Origin of the sequence: Streptomyces pluripotens (assembly GCF_000802245.2) — a bacterium.
Lineage (GTDB): Bacteria > Actinomycetota > Actinomycetes > Streptomycetales > Streptomycetaceae > Streptomyces > Streptomyces pluripotens.
This window is the reverse complement of record NZ_CP021080.1, coordinates 1720566-1736388: the sequence shown is the minus strand read 5'-3', so window position 1 is coordinate 1736388 and position 15823 is coordinate 1720566. Positions and strand designations below refer to the sequence as shown.

The window sequence follows — 15823 nt, the reverse complement described above, 5'->3', positions numbered from 1 at the left end:
CCTTCGGGTGCTATGCCGTGATCACTGCGTCAGTGTCCATTTCTGGTTGGCCAGCCCGTTGCAGTCCCAGATGCCCAACCGGGTCCTGTCCTTCGTGTTGAAGCCGAGGTCGTCCAGGCACTTGCCGGTCAGGACGTTCTTCAGGGAGCCGTTGGGCTGCGGAATCCACTGCTCGCCCGTGGCGCCCGGGACGCACTTGTAGATTTCCACGTGGGTGCCGTTCGCTCTGCGCCCCCACTCCACGTTCAGGCAGTACCCCAGACCGCGTACGGTGTGGTCATTGCCCAGGGTCCACCACTGGGCGGCCGTGCCGTTGCAGTGGTAGAGCTGCACTGCGGTGGAGTTCGACGCCTTGGCGTGCTGGATGTCCACGCACTTGCCGCCGTAGCCGACCAGGCGGCCCTGCTTGCCGGCCACGGACAGGGTCACCGTCCTGATCGTCTTGGTCGCGTAGTCGCCGCGGTTGCAGTACACCACCGACCTGCCGTTGCCGGTGGCGAGCGTGCCGTTGCGCCAGTAGTCAAGCGGCTGGCCGGAGATGACGTGCATGCAGACGGCCCGGGCCTGCCAGGTCGTGCCCTTCGCCACGCCCGTGCAGTCGGCGAGGGCGAGCGGGCCGTTGTGCGAGGTGACGCAGTTGCCGGGGGCCTCGGCGTGCGCGGTGGCCGGGAGGGCCAGGGCTCCGGCGAAAGCCAAGGCCGGGGTCAGTAGAGCCGCTGTGCGGCGTCTCATGGCGGTGTCCTTCCTGTGGGAACCTGCTCGTCACCACGGGGCCGGTGCGGCTCGGCTTGGTCGGCGTGGCCCCACACAGGGCACACACTGTCTCCCCGCGATCTTCACGCCCCCGTCGTGCGCGTTCATTCCATGGGTCGGGGTGCGGAGCTGTCATGAGCAGAGTCACGTACTGGCCGGAAAGTCCTGCTTTCTGGCTGACGCACCAGTGCCGGACCCGTGTGCGAGCATGGGGAAGGAAGAACCATGACGAAGAGACGACGAAGACCCACGCCCGGCGCGGAATGAATCCGCCGTCCCGCCGGTTGCAACCGTCGGCAAGCAGTCTCCGTACAACCCGGGAGAGATGTAGATGTCCGTATCGGACGAGACCAGCACCGTCACCGACGGCATCATCCTGACCGACGCCGCTGCGTCCAAGGTCAAGGCCCTGCTCGACCAGGAAGGCCGTGACGACCTCGCCCTGCGTGTCGCCGTCCAGCCCGGCGGCTGCTCCGGCCTGCGCTACCAGCTCTTCTTCGATGAGCGCTCGCTCGACGGTGACGTGGAGAAGGACTTCGGCGGGGTCAAGGTGGTGACCGACCGCATGAGCGCTCCGTACCTGGGCGGCGCAACCGTCGACTTCGTCGACACGATCGAGAAGCAGGGCTTCACGATCGACAACCCGAACGCGACCGGCTCCTGCGCCTGCGGTGACTCCTTCAGCTGAGCTGACACGCAGCGCGGTCTGACGGAGAAGGCGGCGGTCCCCGAACAGGGGCCCGCCGCCTTCCGCGTGCTGGAGGACCCCTAACGTGCCCGTGTCGACGTGCTCGGCCGCAGGGCCCCCGGCTTCGTCCTCGGGATCTGCTCGCCGTCGGCCCCGACCACCGTCCGCCCGTTCAGCGGCTGGTCCAGCTGCACGGTCTGCACGTACTCCTTGACGATCAGCGGGCAGACCTTGTCCGGCCACGGCCGCTGGGCAACCGTGACCGTCACCCGCTCGTCGCTCTCCCGGGCCGAGGCCGTGTAGTCGGCGCACACTCCGCCGAAGAAGCTCACGGTCAGCTCCCGGTCGTCGGCTGTGTATCCGTTCACCTTCACGTTCCGGTCCTTCGGCGCCGAGGACGGCTGTGCCGAGGACGGCTGTGCTGAGGACGGCTGTGCTGAGGACGGCTGTGCTGAGGACGGTTGCGCCGGGGGAGCCGTCGACGCCGAGGCCAGGTAGCTCGGGTCGATCGCCGGATGCGTCACCGTGAAGGCGCCCCGCGCCTCGGACCCGCGCGCCTGGAACAGCCAGGACGGCACCAGCGCCTGCCGCCCGTGGACGGAGTGTGCGGCCAGTCCGAACACCGCCTTCTCGATCGTGACCGTCTCCGGACCGCGCTTCGGCACCCCCGTGGACGCGCCGCACGGCTGCCCCAGCCGGTCCCTCAGCGGTACCGGACTGGCGCAGCCGCCGATCCGCATCCGGTGGTCGTTCTTCGGCGTCCCGTTCATCAGCTTCAGCGTCTTTGCCGCGTCCAGCACCGGATACGTGTCGCCCTTCACCAGGGTCCCCAGCAATCCGTGGCCGCCCACCAGCCGGCCCTGCCGGTCGACGGTCAGGCCGGTCGTCCAGCCGTATGTGGGTAGTCCGCCGACCACCGGATCAGCGGTGACCACACGCTGGGCGCCCATGATCTGGGTCGCGTCGATCGTCGCGCCGTCCAGTCCGGCGGCCTTGAGCGCCGGTGCCGCAGCCTTCTCCGCCTCCGCCACGCTCACCGGGGTCCCGGCGGGAGCCATCGGGTCGTGCGCGCAGATGGCCCCCCTCTTGCAGTTGTCGGTGCCCGGGGCGTAGCGGTTGAAGGTCCAGTTGCCCGGGGCGTCCCGGTGCACTTGGAGACTCGGCCCGGAGCCGTCCTTGCCCCCGACCCGCCAGATCCGCCCCTCGGCCACGGGTGCCCCCTCGACCCCGAGCGCCTGTGCGAGCCGGACCACTTGCTCCTTGCCGACGTCGGCCCCCGGCCGGTACACCGGCGCCGAGTCGGGCCCCTCGGGCAGATCGCCCCGTGCCACGTACCGAGCGCCGTACGGATCCGGTTCACCGGGTGCGATGCCCTCGGTGCCGCCGTTCGTCCGGTTGTCCAGGGCCAGCGGTGGCGGGGTGGTCCCGCCGCCGGAGGCGCCCGGGCCGGTACGGCCGCCGCCCCCGCCCGCAGTGAGGTACGCGCCTCCGCCCCCTACCAGCAGTACCGTGGCGGCGACGGAGGCGACGACCAGTGGTGAGCGACGCCACCAAGGCCGCTTTCCCGGGTTCCCGTCGTCGGACCGCGGTTCCTCGGTCGCACACGCCCCGGAAGTCTCGGGCACCTCCGGTTCCCCGGGGTTCTCAGGTCGCTCGGTGTTCACCGCATCGCTCCTCGCTGGGTCGTATCCCGCATCCCCTGGGTGGGGGGACGGCGATGGGACGAGGGAGGGGAGCGCACGGTTCCCTGGAACGCGCCTGGTGTGTCAGTCGCCGTAGTCGGACATCGCGTCCAGCAACCGGGCGGACCGCACCGGCACGGTCACTCCGTGGATGAAGGAGGGCGGCACCGGGCGCGGATCGGCGTGCTCGGGGGCCATCCAGTGCGGAGCCATCCGCGCGCAGTCCCCACGCAGAGCGGCGAGGTCGCCGTCCAGGTCGCCTTCGAGACCGGCGGGAGCGGTGGAGTTGACCCTGAGGTTCGTCATGACGGCACAGTAGGCATGTTCATGGCTGCGAAGAAAGAGCTACTATCGGGTAGTTTTGCCAGCTTCAGTGCTGGCGCGTGAGCGGGTAGCGTGAACTGTCAACCTGCCCCCATCTGCCACCGCCACCTTCCAACGAGCGCTATCGCGCGCACCTTTCTTATTCCGCAGGAGAATTCCCGTCGTGCGCATCGCAGTCACCGGCTCCATCGCCACTGACCACCTCATGACCTTCCCCGGCCGCTTCGCCGACCAGTTGGTCGCGGACCAGCTGCACACGGTTTCGCTCTCCTTCCTGGTCGACAACCTGGACGTGCGCCGGGGCGGGGTCGGCGCGAACATCGCCTTCGGCATGGGCAACCTCGGCACGCAGCCCATCCTGGTCGGTGCCGCCGGCTTCGACTTCGACGAATACCGTGCTTGGCTCGACCGCAACGGTGTGGACACCGACTCGGTCCGCATCTCCGAGACGCTGCACACCGCCCGTTTCGTGTGCACCACTGACGCCGACCACAACCAGATCGGCTCCTTCTACACCGGCGCCATGAGCGAGGCCCGACTCATCGAGCTCAAGACCGTCGCGGACCGTGTGGGTGGACTCGACCTGGTCCTCATCGGTGCCGACGACCCCGAGGCGATGCTGCGTCACACCGAGGAGTGCCGCGCCCGGGACATCCCGTTCGCCGCCGACTTCTCGCAGCAGATCGCCCGCATGGAGGGAGAGGAGATCCGGGTGCTGCTCGAAGGAGCGACCTACCTGTTCTCCAACGAGTACGAGAAGGGACTGATCGAGTCCAAGACCGGCTGGACGGATGCCGAGATCCTCTCCAAGGTCGGCCACCGGGTCACCACGCTCGGCTCCCGGGGCGTCCGTATCGAGTGCGTCGGCGAGGACCCGATCGAGGTGGGGTGCCCGGAGGAGGAGCGCAAGGCCGACCCCACGGGCGTCGGCGACGCCTTCCGCGCCGGGTTCCTCTCCGGCCTGGCCTGGGGGGTCCCCCCAGAGCGTGCCGCGCAGGTCGGCTGCATGCTCGCCACCCTGGTCATCGAGACGGTGGGGACACAGGAGTACCAGCTGCGCAGGGCGCACTTCATGGAGCGGTTCACCAAGGCGTACGGGCATGCGGCCGCCGAAGAGGTCCAGGTCCACCTCGGGTGATCCGAGCGGGTCGGCGTGGCGCGTGGGGGAGGGGCCGTCTCCCCTGAGCCCGGGCCGCACCCGCAGTAGTACCTGCTGTCCTCGGACACGCCCACGTCCCGAGGGGTGTGTCCGAGGACGACTCGATCAGCTCACCCGGCGGACCAGGTACGCCGTGCCCCGCGGTGCCGGCTCCTCCCCGACGTACTCCTGTCCCCGCATCTCGCACCACGCCGGGATGTCCAGCCGGGCCGCCTCGTCGTCGGAGAGCACTCGGACCGTGCCGCCCACCGGTACGTCCCCGAAGATCTTCGCCAGCTCGATGACGGGTACCGGACAGCGCTTGCCCAGTGCGTCGACGGCGATCACGTCGTCCGCCACCGTGACCGCCGGTGCCGGTGCCGGTGCCGGTGCCCCGAGCTTCTCCCGGACCCCCGCCACGACCCGCGGCAGCACCTGGAGGAACCGCGCCACGTCCGCCTCCGCCGTCCCCGGCGGCAGTGATACGCGCACGTTGCCCTCGCTCAGTACCCCCATCGCCTTCAGTACGTGGCTGGGCGTCAGAGTGCTGCTGGTGCACGACGACCCGGACGAAACGGAGAACCCCTCCCGGTCCAGCTCGTGCAGCAGTGCCTCTCCGTCCACGTAGAGACAGGAGAAAGTGACGATTCCCGGCAGCCGTCGCCCGGCATCGCCCACCACCTCCACGTCCGGCACCAGCCGCGGCACCTCCGCCCGGATCCGTGCCGTCAGTTCCCGCAGCCGCACCGTCTCCTCGGCCGCCTCGATCCGCACCGCGCGTAGGGAGGCCACGGCCGCCACGATGGCCGGGATGTTCTCGAACCCGGCGGCTCGTCCCGACTCCCGCTCGTCCACTGGTCCTTGGGCGGCGAACCGCACCCCCTTCCGCACCACGAGCAGCCCGACCCCGGAGGGTCCGCCCCACTTGTGCGCACTGCCCGCCAGCAGCGACCAGTCACCCTCGACGGGCCCCCACCCCAGCGACTGCGCCGCGTCCACGAACAGCGGCACCCCGGCCGCCCGACACACGGCGGCCACCTCGGCCACCGGCTGTACCGTGCCCACCTCGTGGTTGGCCGATTGCAGACAGGCCAGGGCGGTGTCCGGCCGGAGCGCGGCGGCGTAGCCGGACGGGTCGACGGCTCCGGTCCGGTCCACCGGCACGCGGTCGACCGTCCCGCCCTCCACTTCGAACGAATCCGCCGAATGGAGTACCGAGGAATGTTCCACCGTTGACACGATCAGGTGGTGTCCCACCCGCCTCCGCCCCGCCAGGGCTCCCGCCACACCGGTGTGCACGGCCCGCGTCCCGGATGAGGTGAAGACGATTTCGCCGGGCCGGCACCCCACGGCCTCGGCGGCGGCCTCCCGCGCCGCGTCCAAGAGCATCCGGGCCCTGCGTCCTTCCCGGTGCAGCCTGGTGGGATCGGCCCACCCTTCGTCCAGGGAGGCCAACAGCGCCTGGCGGGCCACAGGATGGAGAGGGACGGCGGAGGCGGCGTCGAAGTAGGGCACGCAGCAACGTTAAGGCTTCCTCCGCCCTACGGGGAGCACGGGAACGGTGCGACGAGGAGCCCTCGCGGTGTACCCGCAAAAACGCCGAAACCGCCCGAGCAGCTAGGCGCTTTCGAGTGACCCGTAGCGCGTATGCCCCCCTCCCCGCGAACCCCCGGAAGGCGTCGGCTAGGGTTTGGTCCGCATAAACATCCAAACCCCTGCCCGACGCAGGGCGGCGACCGACCAGCGAGAAGGCCGCAGCCGACCGCGCGGGCGAGACTCTCGGGAAGGCGCTACGTGAGTCCCAACGGCTCCGACCGCTCGCCGCGGCGCCCGATGCGGCGGAAGCTGCTGCAGGCACTGACCGCGGGCCTGGTCCTGGCGACCGCAACCGGTTGCACATACAAGGACTTCCCCCGCCTTGGTATGCCCACCCCCACCACGGAAGAGGCTCCGCGGATCCTCTCCCTGTGGCAGGGCTCCTGGGCTGCCGCGCTCGCCGTCGGCGTGCTGGTGTGGGGCCTGATCCTGTGGAGCGCCATGTTCCACAGGCGCAGCCGCACCAAGGTCGAGGTTCCTCCGCAGACTCGGTACAACATGCCGATCGAGGCCCTGTACACGGTGGTCCCGATCATCATCATCTCGGTGCTCTTCTACTTCACCGCCCGGGACGAGTCGAAGCTGCTCAGTCTCACCGACAAGAAGCCCGACGTCACGGTCAACGTGGTCGGCTTCCAGTGGAGCTGGGGCTTCAACTACATCGAGAAGGTCCCCGGTGTCTCCGGCAACGCCAAGACCGACAAGAACCTGGACGCCATTCCGGACCGGTTCAAGAAGGAATTCCCGGCGAACGCCGGCGGTGTCTACGACGTCGGTACGCCCGCCACGAAGAACCCGCAGACCGGCAACCCCGGCCCGACGCTCTGGCTCCCTGAGGGCAAGACCGTACGTTTCATCCTGACCTCGCGTGACGTCATCCACTCCTTCTGGGTGGTGCCGTTCCTCATGAAGCAGGACGTCATCCCCGGTCACACCAACGCCTTCCAGGTGACCCCGAACAAGCAGGGCACCTTCCTCGGCAAGTGTGCGGAACTCTGCGGCGTCGACCACTCCCGGATGCTGTTCAACGTGAAGGTCGTCTCCCCCGAGCGATACGAGCAGCACCTCAAGGACCTCGCCAAGAAGGGGCAGACCGGTTACATTCCCGCCGGCATCGCGCAGACGAGCCACGAGAAGAACCGGGAGACGAACAACCTGTGAGCATCCTCAACGAACCCCAGGGTGCCGCGGCAGCTGAAGACTCGTACGAGAGCGAGCTGCCGGTCAGGCGCAAGCAACCCGGCAATGTCGTGGTCAAGTGGATGACGACCACCGACCACAAGACGATCGGCACGCTGTATCTGACGACGTCGTTCGCGTTCTTCCTGATCGGCGGCGTGATGGCGCTGCTCATGCGTGCCGAGCTGGCCCGGCCGGGCCTGCAGATCATGTCGAACGAGCAGTTCAACCAGGCGTTCACGATGCACGGCACGATCATGCTGCTGATGTTCGCGACGCCGCTGTTCGCAGGCTTCGCGAACTGGATCATGCCGCTGCAGATCGGCGCGCCGGACGTGGCGTTCCCGCGGCTGAACATGTTCGCCTACTGGCTCTACCTGTTCGGCTCGCTCATCGCGGTCGGTGGGTTCCTCACCCCGCAGGGCGCGGCGGACTTCGGCTGGTTCGCCTACTCCCCGCTGTCGAACGCGATCCGCTCCCCGGGCCTCGGCGCCGACATGTGGATCATGGGTCTGGCCATGTCCGGTTTCGGCACGATCCTCGGCTCGGTCAACTTCATCACCACGATCATCTGCATGCGTGCGCCGGGCATGACCATGTTCCGCATGCCGATCTTCGTGTGGAACGTCCTGCTGACCGGTGTCCTGGTCCTGCTGGCCTTCCCGGTCCTGGCGGCCGCACTGTTCGCCCTGGAGGCGGACCGCAAGTTCGGCGCCCATGTGTTCGACGCCGCCAACGGCGGAGCCTTGCTGTGGCAACACCTCTTCTGGTTCTTCGGCCATCCAGAGGTGTACATCATCGCGCTACCGTTCTTCGGCATCATCAGCGAAGTGATTCCGGTCTTCTCCCGCAAGCCGATGTTCGGCTACATGGGTCTGATCGCCGCGACCGTCGCGATCGCCGGCCTGTCCGTGACGGTGTGGGCCCACCACATGTACGTCACCGGTGGTGTGCTGCTGCCGTTCTTCTCCTTCATGACCTTCCTGATCGCGGTGCCGACCGGTGTGAAGTTCTTCAACTGGATCGGCACCATGTGGAAGGGTTCGCTGTCCTTCGAGACACCGATGCTCTGGGCCACCGGCTTCCTGATCACCTTCACGTTCGGTGGTCTGACCGGTGTCATCCTGGCCTCGCCCCCGATGGACTTCCACATCTCCGACTCGTACTTCGTGGTGGCCCACTTCCACTACGTGGTCTTCGGTACGGTCGTCTTCGCCATGTTCTCCGGCTTCCACTTCTGGTGGCCGAAGTTCACCGGCAAGATGCTGGACGAGCGCCTCGGCAAGGTCACCTTCTGGACCCTGTTCATCGGCTTCCACACGACGTTCCTGGTCCAGCACTGGCTGGGCGCCGAGGGCATGCCGCGCCGTTACGCGGACTACCTGGCGAACGACGGTTTCACCACCCTGAACACGGTCTCGACGATCGGTTCGTTCCTGCTCGGCCTGTCGATCCTGCCGTTCCTCTACAACGTCTGGAAGACGGCCAAGTACGGCAAGCCGGTCGGCGTGGACGACCCGTGGGGCTACGGCCGCTCGCTGGAGTGGGCGACCTCCTGCCCGCCGCCGCGCCACAACTTCGTGACCCTGCCGCGGATCCGCAGCGAATCCCCGGCGTTCGACCTGCACCACCCCGAGATCGCCGCGCTCGAACAGCTTGAGTACGCCGGTCACGGCAGTGCCAACGCGGGCAGCAAGGAGGCCGGCAAGTGAAGATCCAGGGCCGGATGTTCGTCTGGCTGAGCTTCTTCATCCTGATCATGGCCGTCGTGTACGGCGTGTGGTCGAAGGAGCCGGCCGGCACCACCGCACTCTTCCTGGCCTTCGGCCTGTCCATCATGATCGGCTTCTACCTGGGCTTCACCGCCCGGCGGGTCGACGCCGGTGCCCAGGACAACAAGGAGGCCGATGTCGCGGACGACGCGGGCGAGCTGGGCTTCTTCAGCCCGCACAGCTGGCAGCCGCTCGCCCTGGGCGTCGGCGGCGCGCTGGCCTTCCTCGGTGTCGCGGTCGGCTGGTGGCTGCTGTACTTCTCGGCGCCGATCATCCTGATCGGTCTGTTCGGCTGGGTGTTCGAGTACTACCACGGTGAGAACCGCACCCAGTAGTACGCGAGAGCACGCACGCCGGGAGCCCGGACCCTCCGTCAGGAGGGTCCGGGCTCCCCGCTTTCCGGATGCACCGGGCTGTCCGCCCTTTGCCGCAACGCCGGTCCCCCGTATGAGTTACCTGGCGCGCCGGTGCGGACTGCGTCTCATAGCGTGATCGTATGAACCACATTCCGCGGACCCGCACCGTCGTCAGCTGTACCCTGCTGGTGACCGCCCTCGGCGCGGGCGTCACAGCTTGCGGTTCGGACGGCAACCCTCTGTCGACCAAGCCGTACGACGCAGCGGGCATGATCTCCTTCAGCGGCCCCATCGGTGCAGGCAAGCCGGCCGACCCGGACAAGCCCCTGGAGGTCACCGCCAAGAGCGGTGAGGGCCGCATCACGGACGTCACCGCCCGGGACTCCACAGGGCGCTACGTGGCGGGCGAACTCGCCGCCGACGGCAGCCGGTGGCACAGCACCTCCCCGCTGGCCGCCAACGCCCACTACACGGTCACGGTCAGCACCGAGGACGAGGACGGCGCGCCCGGCCGCAAGGTTCTCACCTTCGACACCAGCAAACCCACGAGCAAGAAGCGGCTGACCGTCACGTTCGGGCCGGACGCGGGCGCATACGGTGTGGGACAGCCCATCACCGCCCAACTCGACCAGGAAATCAAGGACAAGGCTCAGCGCGCCGTCGTGGAGCGCGCCCTCCGGGTGGATTCCACGCCAGCCGTGCAGGGGTCCTGGTACTGGGTGAACGGCAAGGAACTCCACTACCGCCCCAAGGAGTACTGGCCCGCCCACGCCACCATCCAGGTGCACAGCAACCTGGACGGCCTCAAGATCAACGACCGGCTGTGGGGCGGCAAGTCCAAGCCCCTGAAGATCACCACAGGCGACCGGATCGAGGCCGTCACGGACGCCTCCGCGCACGAGCTGTCGTTCTACAAGAACGGCAAGGACATCAACGACATCCCCGTCACCACCGGCAAACCGGGCTACGAGACCCGCAACGGCGTCAAGGTCGTCCTCGGCAAGCAGTACTTCGTACGCATGCGCAGCTCCACGGTGGGCATCGCGGCCGGCAGTTCGGACTCCTACGACCTGCCGGTCTACTACGCGACCAGGGTCACCTGGTCGGGCGAGTACGTGCACGCCGCACCCTGGTCCGTGGGATCCCAGGGCTACGCCAACGTCAGCCACGGCTGTACGGGCATGAGTACCGGCAACGCCGAGTGGTTCTTCGACCACATCCACGAGGGCGACATCGTCAAGGTCGTCAATTCCAACGGTGACGACATGGAGCCCTTCGGCAACGGTTTCGGCGACTGGAACGTCGACTGGAAGGACTGGCTTGCGGGCAGCGCTCTGACGAACGGCACGTCGGTTGGCCAGCCACCGGGAGACGTGGTACGCCTCCAACCGGTGGCGCTGTGACACAGGGGCGCGAGGCCGGTCCCCGCGCCCCCCACCGCTAGACGTTCACCAATCGCTTCCGGCGCAGCAGGGCCGCCAGTGCAGAGGCGAACTCCTCGGGATCCACCGGCAGGGTGACCGCAGCGTCGGCCCGGCTCCAGGTGGCCAGCCAGGCGTCCTGCGGGCGGCCCATCAGCAGCAGCACCGGCGGGCAGTTGAACACCTCGTCCTTGATCTGCCGGCACACCCCCATGCCCCCCATGGGGACGGCCTCGCCGTCCAACACGCAGACGTCGATGCCGCCGTTGTCCAGTTCCCGGACGACCGCCCCGGGCGTCGCGCATTCCACGAACTCGACCGGGGGCACGTCAGCGGCCGGCCTGCGGCCGACGGCCAGCCGTACCTGCTCGCGGGTGTTGGAGTCGTCGCTGTAGACCAGCACCGTGGCGGTCGGCTGCATTGTTCCTCCGAGACGTCAGCGTCGTACGGACAGGACGGACAGGGCCGTTTGGGCGGATGTTACTCCCCTGAACACCACGTCAACACCGGTCCGGCGGGTCAAGACACTCCGAACGGCACCCCCCGGAGTGAGGGCGGGATAAGCGACCGACATAATGTCGGTCGTGGCGACAGCAACGACAGTAGAAACCGGGCACGCGCACCCGTCGGTCAATCGGCCGAACCTCACCAGCGTCGGAACCATCATCTGGCTGAGTTCCGAGCTGATGTTCTTCGCGGCCCTCTTCGCGATGTACTTCACCCTCCGGTCGGTGACCGGACCGGCTCACTGGAAGGAGATGGCGAGCGCCCTCAACGTTCCCTTCTCCGCGACGAACACCACGATCCTGGTGCTCTCCTCGCTCACCTGCCAGCTCGGCGTGTTCGCCGCGGAGCGTGGCGATGTGAAGAAGCTCCGTGGCTGGTTCATCCTCACCTTCATCATGGGTGCGATCTTCATCGGCGGTCAGATCTACGAGTACACGAGCCTGGTGAAGGAGGACGGCATCTCGCTCTCCTCGGACCCGTACGGCTCGGTGTTCTACCTGACCACCGGCTTCCACGGCCTGCACGTGACGGGCGGTCTCATCGCCTTCCTGCTGGTCCTCGGCCGCACCTACGCGGCGAAGAGGTTCACGCATGAGCAGGCGACCGCCGCCATCGTCGTGTCCTACTACTGGCACTTCGTCGATGTCGTCTGGATCGGCCTCTTCGCCACGATCTACCTGATCAAGTAGCCGGGACCGCTCCCGCACATCCAGAAGCACCGACGCAGAAGATCCTGACACCGGGGTAATCCGTGAAAAAGCTCTCCGCACGACGACGCCATCCGCTGGCGGCGGTCGTCGTCCTACTCCTCGCGCTGGCGGCCACTGGGGGGCTGTACGCCGCGTTCGCGCCGGCGACCAAGGCGCAGGCCGATGAAACCTCCCAGTCCCTGACCATCAAGGAGGGCAAGAAGCTCTACGAGGTCGGTTGCGCCAGCTGCCACGGCACCGGTGGCCAGGGCTCCTCCGACGGACCGAGCCTGGTCGGTGTCGGCGCCGCGGCCGTCGACTTCCAGGTCGGCACCGGCCGTATGCCGGCCGCCACCTCGCAGGGCGCCCAGGTCCCGCGCAAGAAGCCCGTCTACACCCAGACGCAGATCGACCAGCTCGCCGCGTACGTCGCCTCGCTGGGCGCCGGCCCCAGCGTGCCGACCAAGGAGCAGTACGGCCCGAATGGTGCCGACATCGCCAAGGGCGGCGAACTGTTCCGCACCAACTGCGCGCAGTGCCACAACTTCACCGGCAAGGGCGGTGCCCTCACCAAGGGCAAGTTCGCGCCGACCCTTGAGGGCGTCGACCCCAAGCACATCTACGAGGCCATGCTGACCGGCCCGCAGAACATGCCCTCCTTCCCCGACACCACGATGTCGGCGAAGAACAAGAAGGACATCATCGCGTACCTGCACGCGGTCGACAGCAGTGACACGACGAACCCCGGCGGCATGGAGCTGGGCGGCCTCGGGCCGGTCAGCGAGGGCCTGTTCGCCTGGATCTTCGGGCTCGGCGCGCTGATCGCCGTCGCCGTCTGGGTCGCCGCTCGGACCGCAAAGGCCAAGAAGTCATGAGTAGCCAAGACATTCCAGAAGAGAACCTGCCCGCTGAGCAGGACGCCGACAAGGGCGCGCACGGCGCGGTCTCGGTCGCGGACGAGGTGCACCCGTTCGCTGACCCGGGGCTGCCGCCGCACGAGCACCGGATCCAGGACATCGACGAGCGGGCCGCCCAGCGCTCCGAGCGCACGGTCGCCCTGCTGTTCACCGTGTCGATGCTGGCCACCATCGGCTTCATCGCCTCGTACGTGGCGATCCCGCACGACAAGTCGATCTTCGTCTTCCCCCTCGGGCACATCAACGCGCTGAACTTCGCGTTGGGCCTGACCCTGGGAGCGGCGCTGTTCTGCATCGGTGCGGGCGCGGTCCACTGGGCCCGCACCCTGATGTCCGACGCGGAGGTCGCGGACGACCGCCACCCGATCGAGGCCTCGCCCGAGGTTCGCGCGAAGGTCCACGCGGACTTCCGTGAGGGTGCCAAGGAGTCGGCGATCGGCCGCCGCAAGCTGATCCGCAACACGATGTTCGGCGCGCTCGCCCTGGTGCCGCTCTCCGGCGTCATGCTGCTGCGTGACCTGGGTCCGCTGCCCGGCACCTCGCTCCGCCACACGCTGTGGGCCAAGGGCAAGCGCCTGGTCAACATGAACACGAACCAGCCGCTGCGGCCCGAGGACGTCGCCGTCGGCTCGCTCACCTTCGCCAAGCCCGATGGCCTGGAGGAGACGAACGAGGACTTCCAGACGGAGATCGCCAAGGCCGCCCTGATGATCGTCCGGCTGCAGCCGGGCAACATCAAGGACAAGCGCGAGCTGGAGTGGTCGCACGAGGGCATCGTCGCGTACTCGAAGATCTGCACCCACGTCGGATGCCCGATCTCGCTGTACGAGCAGCAGACGCACCATGTGCTGTGCCCGTGCCACCAGTCCACCTTCGACCTCTCCGACGGTGCCCGAGTGATCTTCGGCCCCGCCGGTCACGCCCTGCCGCAGCTGCGCATCGGCGTGGACAGCGAGGGTTACCTCCAGGCGCTCGGCGACTTCGAGGAGCCCGTCGGTCCTGCATTCTGGGAGCGCGGATGAGTACGCAAGCGAACGAACAGCCCCGCTCTCGCGGGAAGGCACCGGCCGGCGAGCGAGTCGCCGACTGGGCCGACGGCCGGCTCGGGATCTACTCCCTGGCCAAGGCGAACATGCGCAAGATCTTCCCCGACCACTGGTCGTTCATGTTGGGCGAAGTGTGCATGTACAGCTTCATCATCATCATCTTGACGGGTGTCTATCTGACGCTGTTCTTCCACCCGTCGATGAACGAGGTGGAGTACCACGGCAGCTACGTCCCGCTGCAGGGACAGCTGATGTCCGAGGCGTTCAGCTCGACCCTGCACATCTCCTTCGACGTGCGCGGTGGTCTGCTCATGCGGCAGATCCACCACTGGGCTGCGCTGATCTTCCTCGCCGGCATGTTCGCGCACATGATGCGCGTGTTCTTCACCGGTGCCTTCCGCAAGCCGCGTGAGATCAACTGGCTGTTCGGCTTCCTGCTGTTCGTCCTGGGCATGTTCACCGGTTTCACCGGTTACTCGCTCCCGGACGACCTGCTCTCCGGCACCGGTGTCCGCTTCATGGAGGGTGCGATCCTGTCCGTGCCGATCGTCGGCACGTACCTGTCGTTCTTCCTCTTCGGCGGTCAGTTCCCCGGCCACGACTTCGTCGCCCGGTTCTACTCGATCCACATCCTGCTGCTGCCGGGCATCATGCTCGGCCTGATGGTGGGGCACCTGATCCTGGTCTTCTACCACAAGCACACGCAGTTCGCGGGTCCCGGAAAGACCGAGAAGAACGTCGTCGGCATGCCGCTGCTGCCGGTCTACATGGCCAAGGCCGGAGGCTTCTTCTTCCTGGTCTTCGGTGTCATCGCGGCCATCGCGGCCATTGCCCAGATCAACCCGATCTGGGCCATGGGCCCGTACCGTCCGGACCAGGTGTCCACCGGCGCCCAGCCGGACTGGTACATGGGCTTCTCCGAGGGCCTGATCCGCTTCATGCCGGGCTGGGAGATCAACTTCTGGGGCCACACGCTCGTCCTGGGCGTGTTCATCCCGCTGGTGATCTTCCCGCTGGTCCTGGTGGCGATCGCGGTCTACCCGTTCATCGAGTCCTGGGTCACCGGCGACAAGCGCGAGCACCACATCCTGGACCGTCCGCGCAACGCCCCGACCCGTACCGCGTTCGGCGTCGCCTGGATGACGATCTACCTGACCCTGCTGATCGGTGGTGGCAACGACCTGTGGGCCACGCACTTCCACCTGTCGATCAACGCGGTCACCTGGTTCGTCCGGATCTTCGTCTTCGTCGGACCGGTCATCGCCTTCCTCGCCACCAAGCGGATCTGCCTCGGCCTGCAGCGCCGGGACCGCGACAAGGTGCTGCACGGTCGTGAGACCGGCATCATCAAGCGGTTGCCGCACGGTGAGTTCATCGAGGTGCACGAGCCGCTCAGCCAGGAGCAGCTGCACACGCTCACCGCGCACGAGCAGTACCAGCCGGCGGAGATCGGCCCGACGGTCGACGAGAACGGTGTCGAGCGCAAGGTGAAGGCCGGGGAGAAGCTGCGCGTGAAGCTCTCCACCGCCTACTACGGCGAGGACAACCAGATCCCGAAGCCGACCGCCGACGAGTACAAGGAGATCGCGAGCGGCCACGGCCACCACTGATCCCGCGTCGCCACGCCACGGCGAAGGGCCCCGTCCGGGTTGCGGACGGGGCCCTTCGCCGTGCCGGTGGGTGGATAGGGTGGGTGTACGGCTCTGTACGACTCCGCAGGAATCCGTACCAGTACCTTCTTTGACCTATTCGCAC

The 15823-nt window shown here is 67.7% G+C and carries 15 protein-coding genes; 10 read left to right on the top strand and 5 right to left on the bottom strand.

Translation table 11 applies throughout. The annotated features are described in order from the left end of the window. Positions 1-21: 21 nt before the first annotated feature. Positions 22-732 carry an RICIN domain-containing protein gene (locus LK06_RS07690; protein ID WP_039655764.1) on the bottom strand — a complete coding sequence of 237 codons (711 nt, stop codon included), beginning with the start codon at positions 730-732 and terminating at the stop codon, positions 22-24. A gap of 352 nt (positions 733-1084) precedes the next feature. On the opposite strand from LK06_RS07690, the gene LK06_RS07680 reads away from it, so the two are divergent. Continuing rightward, positions 1085-1441: a HesB/IscA family protein gene (locus LK06_RS07680; protein WP_043406853.1), complete on the top strand. Its 357-nt coding sequence runs from the start codon at positions 1085-1087 to the stop codon at positions 1439-1441. An 80-nt stretch (positions 1442-1521) separates the two neighbouring features. On the opposite strand, the gene LK06_RS07675 is transcribed toward LK06_RS07680, so the two are convergent. Together LK06_RS07675 and LK06_RS07670 are read right to left on the bottom strand one after the other, a co-directional pair. Further along, complete coding sequence (locus tag LK06_RS07675) at positions 1522-3105, bottom strand: hypothetical protein (protein ID WP_043433668.1); 1584 nt, start codon at positions 3103-3105, stop codon at positions 1522-1524. 102 nt (positions 3106-3207) lie between these two features. Beyond that, the gene (locus LK06_RS07670) at positions 3208-3429 is read right to left on the bottom strand and encodes a hypothetical protein (RefSeq protein ID WP_039655769.1); all 222 of its coding nucleotides are present in this window, start codon (positions 3427-3429) and stop codon (positions 3208-3210) included. A 181-nt stretch (positions 3430-3610) separates the two neighbouring features. On the opposite strand from LK06_RS07670, the gene LK06_RS07665 reads away from it, so the two are divergent. Beyond that, positions 3611-4585 (top strand): carbohydrate kinase family protein, encoded by a 975-nt coding sequence (locus LK06_RS07665; protein WP_039655770.1) that lies wholly within the window; start codon positions 3611-3613, stop codon positions 4583-4585. Between the two features lie 126 nt (positions 4586-4711). Here the strand turns inward: LK06_RS07665 and LK06_RS07660 are convergent, their stop codons facing one another. Continuing rightward, positions 4712-6100 (bottom strand): cysteine desulfurase/sulfurtransferase TusA family protein, encoded by a 1389-nt coding sequence (locus tag LK06_RS07660; protein WP_043433670.1) that lies wholly within the window; start codon positions 6098-6100, stop codon positions 4712-4714. 279 nt (positions 6101-6379) lie between these two features. Here LK06_RS07660 and ctaC point away from each other — a divergent pair, with 279 nt between their 5' ends. The 4 genes from ctaC (at position 6380) to LK06_RS07640 (ending at position 10891) form a co-directional block, all read left to right on the top strand. Next, positions 6380-7342 carry an aa3-type cytochrome oxidase subunit II gene (ctaC, locus tag LK06_RS07655; protein ID WP_039655774.1) on the top strand — a complete coding sequence of 321 codons (963 nt, stop codon included), beginning with the start codon at positions 6380-6382 and terminating at the stop codon, positions 7340-7342. Beyond that, positions 7339-9072 (top strand): aa3-type cytochrome oxidase subunit I, encoded by a 1734-nt coding sequence (gene ctaD, locus LK06_RS07650; RefSeq protein WP_039655775.1) that lies wholly within the window; start codon positions 7339-7341, stop codon positions 9070-9072. Before ctaC ends, ctaD begins: the two co-directional genes overlap by 4 nt. Beyond that, positions 9069-9467 carry a cytochrome c oxidase subunit 4 gene (locus tag LK06_RS07645; protein ID WP_039655777.1) on the top strand — a complete coding sequence of 133 codons (399 nt, stop codon included), beginning with the start codon at positions 9069-9071 and terminating at the stop codon, positions 9465-9467. Before ctaD ends, LK06_RS07645 begins: the two co-directional genes overlap by 4 nt. Positions 9468-9628: 161 nt before the next feature. Then, on the top strand, positions 9629-10891 hold the full coding sequence (locus LK06_RS07640) for a L,D-transpeptidase (protein WP_039655779.1): 1263 nt from the start codon (positions 9629-9631) through the stop codon (positions 10889-10891). 37 nt (positions 10892-10928) lie between these two features. Here LK06_RS07640 and LK06_RS07635 read toward each other — a convergent pair whose 3' ends face one another. After that, positions 10929-11330 (bottom strand): response regulator, encoded by a 402-nt coding sequence (locus LK06_RS07635; RefSeq protein ID WP_039655782.1) that lies wholly within the window; start codon positions 11328-11330, stop codon positions 10929-10931. 154 nt (positions 11331-11484) lie between these two features. Here LK06_RS07635 and ctaE point away from each other — a divergent pair, with 154 nt between their 5' ends. The 4 genes from ctaE to qcrB all read left to right on the top strand — a co-directional run bounded on the left by ctaE (position 11485) and on the right by qcrB (position 15678). Beyond that, positions 11485-12105 carry an aa3-type cytochrome oxidase subunit III gene (gene ctaE, locus LK06_RS07630; RefSeq protein WP_039655783.1) on the top strand — a complete coding sequence of 207 codons (621 nt, stop codon included), beginning with the start codon at positions 11485-11487 and terminating at the stop codon, positions 12103-12105. 62 nt (positions 12106-12167) lie between these two features. Continuing rightward, positions 12168-12980, top strand: a complete 813-nt coding sequence (qcrC, locus tag LK06_RS07625) for a cytochrome bc1 complex diheme cytochrome c subunit (RefSeq protein ID WP_039655785.1) — start codon at positions 12168-12170, stop codon at positions 12978-12980. Beyond that, complete coding sequence (gene qcrA, locus LK06_RS07620; RefSeq protein WP_039655787.1) at positions 12977-14044, top strand: cytochrome bc1 complex Rieske iron-sulfur subunit; 1068 nt, start codon at positions 12977-12979, stop codon at positions 14042-14044. Before qcrC ends, qcrA begins: the two co-directional genes overlap by 4 nt. After that, positions 14041-15678: a cytochrome bc1 complex cytochrome b subunit gene (gene qcrB, locus LK06_RS07615; protein WP_039655789.1), complete on the top strand. Its 1638-nt coding sequence runs from the start codon at positions 14041-14043 to the stop codon at positions 15676-15678. Before qcrA ends, qcrB begins: the two co-directional genes overlap by 4 nt. Positions 15679-15823: the final 145 nt, after the last annotated feature.